The organism is Streptomyces sp. NPDC000348, from assembly GCF_042898795.1.
Lineage (GTDB): Bacteria > Actinomycetota > Actinomycetes > Streptomycetales > Streptomycetaceae > Streptomyces.
On sequence record NZ_JBIAZD010000009.1, the window covers coordinates 84,809 to 100,147 of the forward strand.

Annotated in this window: 9 protein-coding genes and 4 pseudogenes; 6 read left to right on the top strand and 7 right to left on the bottom strand. The window is 72.6% G+C overall.

Going from position 1 to position 15,339, the window contains the following annotated elements:
* Nucleotides 1-74: 74 nt before the first annotated feature.
* From ACFY3N_RS19135 to ACFY3N_RS19145, 3 genes are read right to left on the bottom strand one after another with little or no spacing between them, the layout of a single operon-like run.
* Nucleotides 75-263, bottom strand: a complete 189-nt coding sequence (locus tag ACFY3N_RS19135; RefSeq protein ID WP_390817870.1) for a family 43 glycosylhydrolase — start codon at nt 261-263, stop codon at nt 75-77.
* Nucleotides 260-2,887, bottom strand: a complete 2,628-nt coding sequence (locus tag ACFY3N_RS19140) for a family 78 glycoside hydrolase catalytic domain (protein ID WP_390817871.1) — start codon at nt 2,885-2,887, stop codon at nt 260-262. Before ACFY3N_RS19140 ends, ACFY3N_RS19135 begins: the two co-directional genes overlap by 4 nt.
* A 2-nt stretch (nt 2,888-2,889) precedes the next feature.
* Entirely contained in the window at nt 2,890-4,188 is a 1,299-nt protein-coding gene (locus tag ACFY3N_RS19145) for an MFS transporter (protein WP_390817872.1), read from the bottom strand.
* 390 nt (nt 4,189-4,578) lie between these two features.
* On the opposite strand from ACFY3N_RS19145, the pseudogene ACFY3N_RS19150 reads away from it, so the two are divergent.
* A pseudogene (locus tag ACFY3N_RS19150) lies at nt 4,579-4,830 on the top strand (TetR family transcriptional regulator); the annotation flags it as partial.
* Nucleotides 4,812-6,344: pseudogene (locus ACFY3N_RS19155) on the top strand (flavin-containing monooxygenase); the annotation flags it as partial. The pseudogenes ACFY3N_RS19150 and ACFY3N_RS19155, both read left to right, overlap by 19 nt.
* Before the next feature lie 46 nt (nt 6,345-6,390).
* Here the strand turns inward: ACFY3N_RS19155 and ACFY3N_RS19160 are convergent.
* A pseudogene (locus ACFY3N_RS19160) lies at nt 6,391-6,749 on the bottom strand (SDR family NAD(P)-dependent oxidoreductase); the annotation flags it as partial.
* A 595-nt stretch (nt 6,750-7,344) separates the two neighbouring features.
* On the opposite strand from ACFY3N_RS19160, the gene ACFY3N_RS19165 reads away from it, so the two are divergent.
* The 3 genes and pseudogenes from ACFY3N_RS19165 to ACFY3N_RS19175 form a co-directional block, all read left to right on the top strand.
* The gene (locus ACFY3N_RS19165; protein ID WP_390818085.1) at nt 7,345-8,727 is read left to right on the top strand and encodes a DEAD/DEAH box helicase; all 1,383 of its coding nucleotides are present in this window, start codon (nt 7,345-7,347) and stop codon (nt 8,725-8,727) included.
* 248 nt (nt 8,728-8,975) lie between these two features.
* A complete protein-coding gene (locus ACFY3N_RS19170) occupies nt 8,976-9,464 on the top strand; it encodes a GNAT family N-acetyltransferase (protein ID WP_390818086.1) in 489 nt (162 codons plus the stop codon).
* 207 nt (nt 9,465-9,671) lie between these two features.
* Nucleotides 9,672-9,776: pseudogene (locus ACFY3N_RS19175) on the top strand (aldehyde dehydrogenase family protein); the annotation flags it as partial.
* Between the two features lie 116 nt (nt 9,777-9,892).
* Here ACFY3N_RS19175 and ACFY3N_RS19180 read toward each other — a convergent pair.
* The 3 genes from ACFY3N_RS19180 to ACFY3N_RS19190 all read right to left on the bottom strand — a co-directional run bounded on the left by ACFY3N_RS19180 (nt 9,893) and on the right by ACFY3N_RS19190 (nt 14,551).
* Entirely contained in the window at nt 9,893-11,578 is a 1,686-nt protein-coding gene (locus ACFY3N_RS19180) for a ribonuclease J (RefSeq protein ID WP_390817873.1), read from the bottom strand.
* Nucleotides 11,579-11,659: 81 nt separating this feature from the next.
* On the bottom strand, nt 11,660-13,183 hold the full coding sequence (locus ACFY3N_RS19185) for an aldehyde dehydrogenase family protein (RefSeq protein ID WP_390817874.1): 1,524 nt from the start codon (nt 13,181-13,183) through the stop codon (nt 11,660-11,662).
* A gap of 102 nt (nt 13,184-13,285) precedes the next feature.
* A complete protein-coding gene (locus ACFY3N_RS19190) occupies nt 13,286-14,551 on the bottom strand; it encodes a GAF domain-containing protein (protein WP_390818087.1) in 1,266 nt (421 codons plus the stop codon).
* Between the two features lie 172 nt (nt 14,552-14,723).
* Between ACFY3N_RS19190 and ACFY3N_RS19195 the strand changes: the two genes are divergently transcribed.
* A complete protein-coding gene (locus ACFY3N_RS19195) occupies nt 14,724-15,332 on the top strand; it encodes a TetR/AcrR family transcriptional regulator (RefSeq protein ID WP_390817875.1) in 609 nt (202 codons plus the stop codon).
* The last annotated feature ends 7 nt before the right edge of the window (nt 15,333-15,339 follow it).

The window sequence follows — 15,339 nt, forward strand, 5'->3', positions numbered from 1 at the left end:
GCGCACCGTGCGGCGGGGGAAGCCGGCCGGACGCCCGGCCGGCTTCCCGTGCGCTCGGCCGACCGCTTCGCCGCTCATGCCGCGCAAGGGTGGGCGGCGTGGCCGGTCAGGCGCCGGTCGGCCAGGTCGGTGGAGCGCCGGACCGGCGGGACCGGCCACTGTTCGAGGCCACTGGTGACCAGGCGGTGGTGGTCGTCGCCGACGCGGCACACCGACGGGTCGGGGGCGACGCCGCGCACGACCGGATTCCGCACGGTCCTCATGATGCTGCTCTTCCTGTGGTGCGGTGGTGTCCCGGGGCGAGTTCGGTTTCCGTGCCGTCGGGGAGCCGCAGCACGGCGGTGGTGCCGGGTGGCACGTCGGTTTCGACGTCGATCCGGTCGCCGGTCCGCCTCCAGGCGACGCGGGCCGGGCCGTAGGGGGTCTCATGTTCGGCCCGGGCCCAGGTCAGGTCGGGGCCGGGCACCGGCCGGACCAGGAAGCGCCGGTAGCCCGGGTCGAGGATCCGCAGGCCGGCGACGTGGGTGTGCAGGAACGAGATGACCGCGCCCTTGCTGTAGTGGTTGAGCGACATCCGCGCGGTGCCCTGCTCGTCGAGGCCGTCCCAGCGTTCCCACACGGTGGTGGCACCCCGGTCGACCATCTCCAGCCAGGACGGCACGCCGGTGGACATCAGCAGCCGGTGGGCGACGTCGGCGTGCCCGTGGTCGGCGAGCGTGGGCAGCAGGAGTCCGGTGGTGAGGAATCCGGTGCCCAGGTGGAAGTCGGCTGCTTCGACCAGCTCGACGAGATGGGCCGCGGCCGACTCCCGCAGGTCCGCCGGAACCAGGTCGAAGGCGAGGGCGCGTACGTAGTTGGCCTGGCTGGGCTGGGTGAGCCGGCCGTCGGGCAGCAGGTACTCGGTGCGCCAGGCGTCGCGGGCGCCGTCGGCGATGCGCCGGTGGACGTGCCGGTCGTCGTCGTGGCCCAGCAGCGCGGCGATGTCGGACAGGCGCCGGGCGGACAGGTGCAGGTGGGCGGTGGCCACGATGCCGTGGTCGGCGCCGGGGTCGAGTCGCGGTTCGACGCCGGGCTCCAGCCACTCCCCGAAGTGGAAGCCGGTGTCGTACAGGAACCGCTCGTGGGGGTGCGGCACCGGCCGGGAGGCGGCCCGCCGCGGATGACGGTGGCCGGCGGCGATGCGGGCGCAGCGGTCGACCCAGCGGCGCATGGCCGGGTAGTGCTCGGCGAGCACGCCGAGGTCGCCGTAGGCGCGCCACAGCTGCCAGGGCACCTCGACGACGGCGTCGCCCCAGCCGGCCGAGCCGTTGGTCGCCGCCAGGGGGGACGGACCGCCGGGGTCCGGGGAGACGTTGGTGACCGTGCCGTCCTCCCACTGGTCGGCGGCCAGGTCGCGCAGCCACTTGGTGCTGAAGGCGGCGACGTCGTGGGTGAACGCCGCCGACGGCTGGAAGACCTGCCAGTCGCCGGAGAAGCCGGAACGCTCCCGCTGCGGGCAGTCGGTCGGGACGTCGCAGGCGTTGCCGAGGAAACTGCGCACCGCGATCTCGTGCAGCCTGTTCACCCGCTCGTCGGAGCAGGCGAACGAGCCGGCCTCGGCCAGGTCGGTGTGCACCACGACGCCGCGCACGTCGTCCGGTCCCAGCGGGCCCGGATGCCCGTCGATCTGCACGTAGCGGAAGCCGTGCGTGGTGTGCCGGGGCTCGAACACATCGCCGGGACGGCCGGAGGAGATCACCGTGTCGACCTGCCCGGCCGGCCGCCGGCCCCCGGCGAAGTCGGGCGCGCGCAGGTGGTCGGTGGTCACCGATCCGTCGGCGGCGAGCGCCTCGCCGTGGACGAGCGTGATCCCGGTGCCCTCCGGACCGAGGTCGCTCAGCCGGGTCCAGCCGTTGACGTTCTCGCCGAGGTCGACGACGTACGCCCCACTCCTCAACCGGACCACCGAGACCGGGACGATCTCCCGGATCCGCCGCACCGGCGGGGCATCGGCGGCGATGAGCCGGGACCGTTGTGCGTAGCGGTCGTCGTCGCCGACCCGGACCTGTGCCCAGGTGCCGGTCTCCCACCAGCGGTGCGCCGCACGCCGGTCCTCCCGCTGGCCGTCCATCAGGTCGGCGGTGAACCAGGCCGGACGCGACCGCCAGCCACGACCGGTACCGATCACCGTCGGCGCGGCGTCCGGGTGGCTCACCGTCAGCTCGGCCAGCAGCGCGGTGCGGTCACCGAAACCGTCCGCGGCACGGGTGAAGCCGTGCCGTCCGCGGTACCAGCCGTCCGACAGCACCGCCGCGAGCACGTTGCGGCCCTCGCGCAGCAGGCCGGTCACGTCCTGCTCGAAGACCTGCAGTCGCCTGCGGTAGGCGGTGAAGCCGGGCGTCAGCTCCTGGTCACCCACGCGCACGCCGTTGCAGAACAGTTCGACGACGCCGTGCGCGGTGAACCGCAGCCGGGCCCGCGACACCGCCGCGTCGAGCGTGAACGCGGTCCGCAGCAACTGCGCCGGCCGGCTGCCCGCTTCGGCGGTCACCGGTTCGTGCGGCTCGATCCACTCGGCGTGCCACCGGTCCGGCGCCGTGGCGCGTTCCCAGGCCGCCGGGGCGGACCAGTCGCTGACGCCGCGGTCGGTGCGGACCCGTACCCGCCAGGTCATCCGTTCGCCCGGCGCCGGCACCGGGCCGGTCCACGGCACGAGCACGCTGTCGGCCGACTCGGTCCAGGGTGATTCCCAGTCGTCGGCCGACCACTGGTAGGCGTACTGCCGGACGGTGCCGGCCGGCAGCCGCCAGGACAGACGGGGACGGGCGGCGCCGGTCAGGGCGGGCGCACCCGGCCGGGCGTGCTCGACGCGCAGCCGGGTGCAGGAGTGGCTCGGGAGGGAAATCACGGTCAGCGAACGCTCCGGACTCGAAGCACCAGCAGGCCACCGATGAGGACGATGACCACGCAGGCGCCGAACAACAGGGGGTAGTTGCCGCCGCCTCCGACGGCGAGCAGGGCACCGCCGAGGACCCCGATCAAGGAGTTCGGCGCGTTGCAGGCGACCTGGTAGACCGACATGCCCTTGGCCGCCTGGTCCCGGTCCGGGATGACGTCGGCCGCCAGGGCGATGTCGACGGTGAAGAAGAACGACTGGCCGATCGTGAACAGCACCATGACGGCCAGGAACAGGGCGGGGGTGCGGGTCACGGAGGCGAGTGCCAGCGCCGCGGCGACGGTGAGCGACGCGGCGAGCAGGAACGGCTTGCGCCGGCCGAGCCGGTCGGAGACGACCCCCGCCACCAGGAAGCACACCATCGCGATCGGGGTGGTGACGGCGGTGGCGGTCGCGTACTGGGCGGCGGCGTCCTCGATGCCGAAGCCGACCCGGTCGGTGAGGAAGTAGGTGGCGTACGTCGTCAGCCCGGCCATCCCGAGCCCCACGAACAGCCGGCTGAGCCAGGTCCACCCGAAGTCGGGGTACCTGCGTGGATCGATGACGAACATTCCGGCGATCTCGCGGCCGGTCAGCGGGGGAGGGGTGTCCGTGACCGGCGGCTCGCCCCGTCGCACGACCGCGGCGAGGACGGCCACCGTGACCAGGGCCAGCACGCCGGGGCCGGCCATCATCACCAGCGGATGGGCGATCAGCCTGCTCGCGCCGGCGATGCCGGTCAGGACCGCGAGCGCGGTGACGAAACCGATCAGCCCGGAGACCTTGGCACGCCGGTTCTCCGGCACCCGCTCGGGGATCAGCGCCAGGAAACCGGCCAGGCTCGCGCTGTAGCCGGCCTGGGCGACGACCCAGCCGGCCGCGACCAGCGGAACAGTGTCGGCCAGGCCGGTCACCACCAGGCCCGCCAGGCCGGCGACCGCGCCGCCGAGCAGCCAGGGCAGGCGCCGGCCGAAGCGGCTTCGGGTCCGGTCGGAGAGGGTGCCCGCGAGGGGCATCGCCACCAGGCTGAGGATCGCGCCGGCTCCGATCGCGATACCGAGGCCGGCCGTCTTGTTCTCCGGCGCGATGGCGGCGATCCGGATGGCGAGGGTGACGATCGTCGGAGTGAGCGTGGCCGAGTAGATGCCGAACGCCGCGAACACCAGGGCCGGGATCAGCCCGCGCGGCATGGGCGGCGCGTCGTTCCGCGCGTCGTTGCTGCCCGATTTTCTCGTTGTGTCCGAGTTCGGCGCAGGGGTGGTTGATGCACTCATGGCGGACTCCGTGGGGACGGGGTGCGTGGGCCACGTCAGCATGCATGTTAAAAACCGAGTGCGCTAGGTTTCTGGGAGGGGAATTCTTCGAGTCGGGAGGATCCCCCGTGCGGTAGGCCCACCGGCGGCGGGACGGCCCGAGAGGTCGTGCCGGATCTCCCGGTGGCGCTCGCCGGCCGAGCCGTCGCCGCGGACGTCGCGGGATGCGGACCGTATGCAGAGCTCTGTGCCGGGGTGCGTCGACGGCGGGGCGCGGCCGGGCCCGACCCGGTGCCGCCGTCCGCGACCAGTGCTGTGACGGGGAAGGCGAATCCGGGCTGCCGGCCGGGTCGCACCGCGACGTGGTGCCGTCGGGATCCCCCGTATCCCCGTGCCCGGTACCCTCTCCGGGTGACGCAGCACCGTCTTCCCGAGGAGCAGCGGCCCCCGAACGAGGGGCCGAAGGCCGCCGCCCGTAACCGCGCCGCTCTGATCGCTGCGGCCCGGGAGATCTACTCGGAGTACGGCCTGGACGCTCCGCTGTCCGCGATCGCGCGTCGGGCCGGGGTCGGTCAGGGTGTTCTGTACCGGCACTTTCCCGACCGGGAGGCCGTGGCGACCGCGGTGCTGGAGGAGAACGTCCGGCAGGCGTCGAGAAGGGCGGTGACTTCGGGGGAACCCGGTACGGGAACCGGTACCCGGGCATCCACTGCGACATCGAGTCGCACGTGTACCTGCCGATGCTCGACGAGACCGGTTACGTACCGGAGTGGAAGTACGCGCCCGGTGAGGAGATCCGCCGTCACGCGGTGCGGATCGCCGAGAAGTCCGGCCTGTACGCGGATGCCCTGTTCTCCACGGCGGTCACCTCACTGACGTGGGACGACACCTCCCGGAACTGGATCGTCGCGACCGACCGGGGTGACGAGTTCCGGGCCACCTACGTCGTCACGGCCACCGGGACCCTGTCGGAGCTGAAGCTGCCCGGCCTCCCCGGGATCGAGAGGTTCCAGGGGCACACCTTCCACACGTCGCGCTGGGACTACGGCTACACCGGCGGCACTCCGGACGGTGGCCTGACCGGCCTCGCGGACAAGCGCGTGGGCGTCGTGGGCACCGGCGCCACCGGCGTTCAGGTGGTTCCGAAGCCGGCCGAGGACGCCGGCCACCTCTACGTCTTCCAGCGCACCCCCTCCAGCGTGGACGTGCGCGCCAGTCGCCGGGTCTCCGCCCGGGACGTCGGCGCCGATCGCGAGGGCTGGGCGCGCGAGCGCCGCGACAACTTCCTGCGCATCGTCTCCGGCGAGAACGTCGAGGAGGACCTCGTGGCCGACCGGTGGACCGAGTCCGCGGGCCTTCTGGGGAAGCTCCTGCCGAGCTTTTGCCGCGAGGGCGACCGGAAGGCCTTCGAAGCGGCCTACGAGGTGGCGGACGCCGCCAGGATGAACGAGATCCGCGCCCGCGTCGAGCGGATCGTCACCGACCCGGAGACGGCGGAGAAGCTCAAGCCCTGGTACCGGTACGCCTGCAAGCGCCCCACGTTCTCCGACACGTGTCTCCAGTCGTTCAACCGCGACAACGTCACCCTCGTCGACACCGCGGACACCCACGGCATCGAGCGCATGACCGAGAACGGAGTCGTGGTCGGCGACACCGAGTACGCCCTCGACTGCCTGATCTTCGCCACCGGGTTCTCCGTCGGAGTCTCCGGCGTCCACTCCAGCAGACTGCCGGTCCACGGCCGGGGTGGCATGTCCTTGCTGCAGGCGTGGGCGGAGCGGGGCCCGCGGACCCTGCACGGGTTCACCAGCCACGGCTTCCCGAACCTGATCCGGCTGGGAGCCGTGCAGAGCGCCAGCAGCGTCAACTTCACGCACGTCCTGGACGAGCACGCCGTTCACGCCGCAGCCCTCGTCGCGGCCGCCGAAGCCGAGAACGCCCTCGTCGAACCGTCCCGTGAGGCCGAGGACGCCTGGATCGCCGCCCTGGCGGAGGGTGCTCCCGACCACGCCTGGTTCCACGCCGAGCGCACCCCCGGCTACTACAACGGCGAGGGACGTGGCAGGCCGAACGGTCCGACGGCCTACCCGCACGGGGCCTTCGCCTTCCACGGCCTCCTGAGGCGGTGGCGCGAGGAGTCCATGGACGAGGTTCTTCGGCCCGGGACCCCCGCGCGGGCATGGGTTCCCGCCGTGGGTTCCGCCGTGTGCGACCGGCGCCGTGTCAGACGGCGGACCAGCCGTCGTCGACGGGCAGGACCGCGCCGTTGACGTTGCTCGCGGCGTCCGAGGCGAGGAAGAGGATCGCCGCGGCCTGTTCCTCCGGCTGTGCCACGCGGCCGAGGTCGACGAAGTGCGGGCCGAGCGCCGCCGGGCCGTGCGCGGTGCGGTCGGCCTCCACCGCGGTGCCGCCCGGGCAGACGGCGTTGGCGCGGATGCCGTTCTTGCGGTACATCACGGCCAGGGACTTCGTCAGTCCGACCACGCCGTGCTTGGAGGCCGTGTACGCGGCGCCGGCCGCGCTGCCGCGGAGCGAGGCCTCGGAGGCGCGGTGTTCACGACGGCGCCGCGGCCCGCGGCCACCCTGCGAGCCGCCCTGGCTCTCACGGCGGTCGGCCTCACCTGACCCGGACGGTCACTGCCGCCCAGGCCGGCGGTGGCGCCGGTAGGGTCGGCGTCGCCGCCCCGGGCGTCGGTGTCCTGACGACTCGTCGGGGACGAGCAGGGCGAGCCGGCCCTGCATCGGGGAGGTGAGCGTGTCGCCCGAGGCCACCGGCCCCGACGGTACCGGGAGCCGCAGGAAGGTGCGGCCCGGCTCCTCGCCGTCCGCGACAAGGAAAGGCGCCCGACGAGTCGAGGCCCGGGGCAGGCGCCTTTTCCATGCGTCTGGAAGAAGCCCGGCTTCTTCGGCGAGGTCGATGCCGGGCGTGTCCCCGGGCACCGGCTCCGCACAGGCGGGTCCGGCTGTCGTTCGTCGGGTGAGCGGCGCGGCACGGGAGCCCTGGACGGTGTGGCCCCGTGCTAATATTGCGCTTTTGCTGTGTCGTCGTGTCGGTGCTCCGTTGGGTGTCTCCGGTCGGCGGCCGCGTCCCTGCCGCGCCTTCCTCGGTACGGTCCCTTCGGAGGAAGGCTCTCTGTGAGCGAATCAACACGTGCCGATGCCCGGCGGCAGGGCGATGTGTCCGAGGCGTCGGGCGCCGCTTCGGCAGCGCCCACGGCGGCGTCCTTCGCCCGGCTGGGGTTGCCGGCCGAGGTTCTGCGGGCGCTCGATGAGCAGGGTGTGACTGTGCCCTTCCCCATCCAGGCGGCGGCGCTGCCGAACGCGCTGGCGGGACGGGACGTCCTGGGCCGGGGCCGCACCGGATCCGGCAAGACGCTCGCCTTCGGCCTGGGGATGCTCGCCCGGACGGCCGGGCGGCGCGCGCAGCCGAAAGAGCCGCTGGCGCTCGTCCTGGTGCCCACCAGGGAGCTGGCGCAGCAGGTCGGTGAGGCGCTCACCCCGTACGCCGAGGCGCTGCGGCTGCGGCTCGCGACCGTGGTGGGCGGAGTGTCCCTCGGACGGCAGGCCGCCGTGCTGCGGGACGGCGCCGAGATCGTCGTCGCCACGCCCGGTCGGCTGCACGACCTCATCGAGCGCAAGGGCTGCCGACTGGGACGGGTGCGCATCACGGTCCTGGACGAGGCCGACCGGATGTGTGACATGGGGTTCCTCCCGCAGGTCACCGCGATCCTGGACCAGGTCCGTGCCGACGGGCAGCGGATGCTGTTCTCCGCGACCCTCGACGGCGACGTCGACCAGCTGGTGCAGCGCTACCTGCGCGACCCCGCCGTCCACTCGGTGGACCCCTCGTCCAGCGCCGTCTCCGCGATCGAGCACCACGTCCTCGTCGTGCACGGCCCTGACCGGTACGCCGTGACCACGGAGATCGCCGCTCGGGACGGCCGCGTGCTGCTGTTCCTGGACACCAAGCACGGCGTCGACCAGCTCACGCGGCATCTGCGGGCCAGCGGCGTGGCCGCCGCGGCCCTGCACAGCGGGAAGTCCCAGCCGCAGCGCACCCGGACCCTGGACCGGTTCAAGAACGGGCAGATCACCGCGCTGGTGGCGACGAACGTCGCCGCACGCGGCCTGCACGTCGACGACCTCGACCTCGTGGTCAACGTCGACCCGGCCAACGACCCGAAGGACTACCTGCACCGCGCGGGCCGCACGGCCCGGGCCGGCCGCTCCGGCACCGTCGTGACACTCGTCCTGCCGGGACAGCGCCGCGAGACGAGCCAGGTCATGACGGACGCCGACGTCGCCCCCAAGGTCACCAAAGTGCGGTCCGGCGAGGCGGAGCTGAGCCGCATCACCGGCGCCAGGGCCCCCTCCGGAAAGCCTCTCGACGGCGGGCCGGCCGTACCGCGCCCCAAGAACCACAACGTCCCGTTCGGCGGCCTGGGCAGCACCAAGGACGCGAAGAGCGGTTCCGGTGGCAGGTCGTCGTCCCGCAGGAGCAGCGAGGCCCGCAAGCTCGCGGAGGCCCGCAAGGCGGCCCGAGTGCGGCGCGGCGGCTGAGACCGGCTTCCCGGACTGCCGGGCGGTGTCCTCGTCCACGCTGCTGGACGGATACGCGGGAAGCGAAGCGCGGTTGAGGTTCCCGGGGCAGCGCCGGCCGAGGCGTCCCAGGCCGTCCACACCTGCGGGCTCGTACGCCGGGGATCCGGCCGGCCGTCCCACCCCCGAGGAGCTCCGCGGTGCAGGAACGCCTGCCCGAGCAGCCGGCCCGCGGTACGACGGCACTCCCGGTGCGACATACTCTCCCGATGAGTTCACGCCCTTTTCCGATCAGCCGGCCGATCACGATACGGAGGGCCGTCGCGCGGGACGCCAAACGGCTCACGCGGCTCGTGCGTGGCTCAGGCGCCTACGAGGGAAAGTACGCAGCCGCAGTCGAGGGCTACCGGGTCGGTCCTGATTACATCGAGGCGCACCGCACCTTTGTGGCCGTCGGCGCCGACGAGCACGGAGGCCGGGTCCTCGGGTTCTACTCGCTCGTCCTCGCGCCACCGGAGCTCGACCTGCTGTTCGTCGCCGACGAAGCCCAAGGACGGGGTATCGGACGGCTGCTCGTGGCTCACATGCAGTCCGAGGCCCGTGCCGCCGGGCTCGACCGTCTCAAGGTCGTGTCGCATGTTCCCGCCGAAAACTTCTACCACCGCGTCGGTGCGGTGCGGACCGGGACCGCGTTCGCGAACCCGCCCGCCGTGCCGTGGGACCGTCCCGAATTCGAGTTTCGCATTCCTTCGGAATGACGCGGTGTGCCGGTCGGCGGGGCACCGGCTTCGCCTGCACGCAGGAGCCGCTGGACGTCGTGCGCTCCGTGTGCGCCGTCGTCTCCGCCCTGGCGGGATGATCGCTTGCGCCGGCGGCATCCCCGGCCACTTCCCGGCCTCCGGCACTCCCAGAGGGTTGAGCCCGTCCGTCGGCCCCTCCCGTTCAGGTGGCCGAGAACCCGCAGCATGCGCGTCGCGAACGAGGAGACCTTCGGCCCGGTGGTCACAGCCGCCGCGTTCTCCTCAGGGAACGAGACTGTCGAGATCACCAACGGATCGGACTACGGACTGCCGGCCGGGGTCCGGCGTTGCCACCCCGGCGGCTGGGGTGGCTGCCGACTCCCGTGCCCGGCCTCGATGCCGGCGGCCCCGTGGCCGGGACCGGGACCGTGCTGCCGGGCTGTGGTTCAGGCGTCGATGATGACGGGGATGATGAGGGGCTTGCGGCGGTGGGTGCGGAACGCCCAGTTCGCCACGGCGCGGGCGATGAGCTGTTCGAGCTGGTGCGCGTCCCCGACGCCTTCCTCGGCCGCGGTGGCCAGGGTCTTCTCGATGACGGGGACGACCGGCTCGAAGGTGGTGTCGTCGTGGACGAAGCCGCGGGCCAGGAAGTCGGGGGCCTCGGCGAGGGTGCCGGTGTCCGCGTCGACGATCGCCACCACCGTGACCACGCCTTCCTCCGCGAGGGTGAGGCGGTCCTTGAGGGACGCCTCGGTGGCGCCGCCGACTTCCATGCCGTCCACGTAGACGTTGCCGGCGGGAACCTTGCCGGTGACGGACGCGCGCCCGTCGACGAGGTCGACGACGACGCCGTCCTCGGCGATGACGACCCGGTCGGGGTCGACGCCGGTACGGATGGCGAGGTCGCCGTTGGCCCGCAGGTGGCGCCATTCGCCGTGCACCGGCATGACGTGGCGGGGTTTGACGATGTTGTAGCAGTAGACGAGCTCGCCGGCGCTGGCGTGCCCGGAGACGTGCACCTTGGCGTTGCCCTTGTGGACCACGTGGGCGCCCCACCGGGTGAGTCCGTTGATCACCCGGTAGATGGCGTTCTCGTTGCCGGGGATGAGGGAGCTGGCGAGCAGGACGGTGTCGCCCCTGCCGATGCGGATCATGTGGTCGCGGTTGGCCATCCGCGACAGCGCGGCCATCGGTTCGCCCTGGGAGCCGGTGCACACCAGAGTGACCTTGTGGTCCGGGAGCCTCTCCAGCTCCTTCGTGCTCACGACCAGACCGGAGGGGACCTTCAGGTAGCCCAGGTCACGGGCGATTCCCATGTTGCGGACCATCGACCGGCCGACGAAGGCGACCTTGCGGCCGTGCTGGTGGGCGGCGTCCAGGACCTGCTGGATGCGGTGCACATGGCTGGCGAAGCTGGAGACGATGACCCGGCGCGGCGCGGTGCGCATCACCTGCTCGATCGCCGGGTTCAGCTCACGCTCGGAGGTGGTGAAGCCGGGTACTTCGGCGTTGGTGGAGTCGGTGAGGAACAGGTCCACGCCCTCCTCGCCGAGGCGGGCGAAGGCGCGCAGATCGGTGATGCGGTCGTCGAGGGGGAACTGGTCCATCTTGAAGTCGCCGGTGTGCAGCACCATACCGGCCCGGGTGCGGATCGCGACCGCGAGGCTGTCGGGGATGGAGTGGTTGACCGCCACGAACTCGCAGTCGAAGGGTCCGAAACCGCGCCGGTCGCCCTCCCGCACCCGGACCGTGCGCGGCCGGATGCCGTGCTCCTTGAGCTTGGCCTCCAGGAACGCCAGCGTCAGCTTGGAACCGACGAGGGGAATGTCGGACCGCTCGCGCAGCAGGTACGGCACGCCGCCGATGTGGTCCTCGTGGCCGTGGGTGAGTACCACGGCCACGACATCATCCAGCCGGTCCCGGATCGAGGTGAAGTCCGGCAGGATCACGTCCACACCGGGCTGGGTCTCCTCGGGGAACAGCACGCCGCAGTCGACGACGAGCAGCTTGCCGGCGTGCTCGAAGACGGTCATGTTGCGGCCGATCTCACCCAGGCCGCCCAGGGCGACGACCCGCAGCCCTCCCTCGGGAAGAGGCGGGGCGGCTTTCAGCTCGGGGTGCGGATGACTCATGCCTTCACGGTACCCGGAGAGCGGGACGGATGATCCATCGCCTGTGCGCTCTCTCCTTGCAGCTTCTCTCGCCGTCAGGCTCTAGAAGAAGCCGAGCTTCCGAGGGCTGTAGGAACAGAGAATGTTCTTCGTCTGCTGGTAGTGGTCCAGCATCATCTTGTGCGTCTCCCGGCCGATCCCGGACTGCTTGTAGCCGCCGAACGCCGCGTGCGCGGGATAGGCGTGGTAGCAGTTCGTCCAGACGCGGCCCGCCTGGATGGCGCGCCCGGCGCGGTAGGCCGTGTTGATGTCGCGGGTCCACACACCCGCGCCGAGGCCGTACGACGTGTCGTTGGCGATCCTGATCGCGTCGTCGAAGTCGTCGAACGAGGCCACCGAGACGACAGGGCCGAAGATCTCCTCCTGGAAGACACGCATCCGGTTGTCCCCCTCGAAGATGGTCGGCCGCACGTAGTAGCCGCCCTTCAGGTCGCCGTCGTACTCCGCGCGTTCGCCGCCCGTGAGGACCTTGGCGCCCTCCTGCCGGCCGATGTCGATGTAGGACAGGATCTTGGCCAGCTGCTCGCTGGAGGCCTGCGCGCCGATCATCGTGTCGGTGTCGAGCGGGTGCCCGGGCCTGATCAGCTCGGTGCGGGCGACGGCAGCGGCCAGGAAATCGGGGTAGTTGCCGCGCTGGATCAGCCCCCGGGAGGGGCACGTGCACACCTCGCCCTGGTTCAGCGCGAACATCGTGAACCCTTCGAGGGCCTTGTCGCGCAGCTCGTCGTCCTTCTCCCACACGTCGTCGAAGAAGATGTTCGGCGACTTGCCGCCCAGCTCCAGCGTGACCGGCTTCAGGTTCTCGGCCGCGTACTGCATGATCAGCCGTCCCGTGGACGTCTCGCCGGTGAAGGCGACCTTCGCCACCCGCGGACTGGAGGCGAGCGGCTTCCCCGCCTCCGGACCGAAGCCGTTGACGATGTTCAGCACGCCCGGCGGCAGCAGGTCGGAGACGAGGCTCAGCCAGTAGTGGACGGAGACCGGCGTCTGCTCGGCGGGCTTGAGGACGACCGCGTTGCCCGCGGCGAGGGCGGGCGCGAGCTTCCACGTCGCCATCAGGATGGGGAAGTTCCACGGGATGATCTGGGCGACGACGCCCAGCGGCTCGTGGAAGTGATAGGCGACCGTGTCGCCGTCGACCTCGCTGAGCGAGCCCTCCTGGGCGCGCACGGCACCGGCGAAGTAGCGGAAGTGGTCGATGGCCAGCGGGATGTCGGCCGCCAGGGTCTCCCGCACGGGCTTGCCGTTCTCCCAGCTCTCCGCCACCGCGAGTGATTCCAGGTTGGCCTCCATGCGGTCGGCGATCTTCAGCAGGACGTCGGACCGCTCGGTCACCGGCCTGCGCCCCCAGCCGGGCGCGGCCGCGTGCGCCGCGTCGAGCGCCGCCTCGACGTCCTCCGCCGTGCCGCGCGCCACCTCGGCGAACGGCTGCCCGTTCACCGGGCTCGGGTTCTCGAAGTACCGCCCCTTGACCGGAGGCACGTACTCCCCGCCGATGAAGTGGTCGTAGCGGGACTGGTAGGAGACGATCGCGCCCTCGCTCCCGGGCGCCGCGTAACGGGTCATGCGGAACTGGCCTCCTTCGGCAGCGCTGCCCGCCGTTGGGCAACTCTGCGCCGGAGCGTAGGGAGGCGGACGTTGCAACCACGTTGCGGGGGAGCGGCGGCGCTACCGGGCCCAGCCGTCCGGGGCCCCCAGTTCCGATTCGAGCGCGGCCAGACGGGCCCGGTTCATGGCCGTCGGCCGGGCCGTGGCCAGCGCCCGCCACACCTCCACGTCCTCCTCGCCCCACGGCGCGTGGGCCCAGTCGGCCAGCAGGTCGGGGTCCGGGCGGGCGATCAGCGCGGCGCGCAGGCCGTCGGCGAGGCGGCGCCTGCGCCGTACGACCGCCGGGGCCCGGGAGGAGGGCAGCAGCGGGCCCGGGTAGGCGGCCAGGGCCGCGGTGACCGCGCCGGCCGCCATCCGGCGCTCGACGACGGCGACGTCCGACTCCGGGGACACCGTGAGCCGGTAGGGCCGCGACGCGAGCAGCCCGGGCCCGAGCACCTGGCGCAGCCGGGCGAGCTCCGCGCGCAGCGTCACCGGTGTCACCGACTCGTCCTCGTAGAGGGCGCACAGCAGTTCGTCACCGGTCAGACCGTCGGGATGCCCGGCCAGGAGGACGAGGATCTCGCTGTGCCGGCGGCTGAGCCGGATCCTGCGGCCCTCCGTCGTCAGCACCGCCCGGTCGCGGCCCAGTGCCGTCAGTCCGAGCCCGCCGGCAGCCCGGCCCCCGGGGGCGAGCAGCGCCAGCCGGTACTCCGCCGCGCGTGCCACGGCCTGCACGAACCCCAGGCTGTGCGGATGCGCGAGGCCGTCCCCGCCGGTGATGTCCACGGCGCCCAGCAGCCGGCCCGTGCGAGGGTCGTGGACCGGGGCCGCGGCGCACGTCCACGGCTGCGCGCGCCGCACGAAGTGCTCGGCCGCGAACACCTGGACCGGACGGCCCACGGCGACCGCCGTGCCCGGCGCGTTCGTCCCCACCGCGGTCTCCGACCACCGCGCGCCCGGCACGAAGTTCATCCGCCGCGCCTGCCGCAGCGTCGACGCGTGCCCCTCGACCCACAACAGCCTGCCGCGCGCGTCGCACACCGCCAGCAGGTGCCGGCCGTCGGAGGCGAACGTGCCGAGCAACTCCCGGAACAGCGGCATCACATGCGCCAGCGGATGCTCGGCCCGACAGGCCCCCAGGTCACTGCCCGTCAGTTCGATGTCGGCGGTGCCGTCCGGGTGCACCCCGGCGCGTGCCGAACGCCGCCACGACTCGGCGACCACGCCGCGCACCGGGCGCGGCACCGTACCGGCCTCGGCGAAGGTCTCGTGCGCCCGGTGCAGCACGCGGACGTGCTCGGCAGGGTCGGCTCCTGGCTCCAGGGCCACCCAGGGATCGGTCACCATGGCCTCCCGCGGGGCGATGCGCTGGGGGACATCGTCGCCCGGGGGGCGCGCGGCGACAACCGTCTCGACGCCTGCGGCCCCGAGGACCGCGGGCGGTGGGGCGGCCGCCGGGAAGGACGCCCCCACTCCTTGGGTAGACTGACCTACCTAACAAGGGAGAGGGGCTGCGATGAGCGAGACCGGAACGGCGGCGGGGCGCCCCGGCACACGACGGGGGACCGCGCGTGAGAAGCTGCTCGCCGCCGCGGCGCGCCGCTTCTACGCGGACGGTGTGGCGGCGACGGGCATCGACACGATCACCGCCGAGGCAGGCGTGGCGAAGATGAGCCTGTACAACAACTTCTCCTCCAAGGCCGACCTGGTGAGGGCCTACCTCGACGCACGGCACGAGGAGTGGCTGGGCCTGTACCGGCGCAGACTGGAGCAGGCCCGGGACGGTCGCGGGGGAGTGCTGGCCGTCTTCGACGCGTACGCCGATCACGCCGCCCACGCCTACGAGCACGGGTTCCGGGGCTGCGGCCTGCTGAACGCGGCCGCCGAGCTGCCCGCCGGGGACGAGGGCCGGGCCGTGGTGCGCCGGCACAAGGAGGAGGTCGAGTCCCTGCTGGCCGGCCATCTCGAGGAGCTGCTGCCCGGGCGAGCCGGGGAGGCGCGCACGGTGGCGGAACACCTGGCGTTCCTGCTGGAGGGGGCGATGGCCCGCGCCGGCCTGGAGGGCGCGGGCACGCGCCTGGAGCACGCCCGGGCGATGGCGGCCGACCTGCTGGACCGGCTGTGACCCGGGG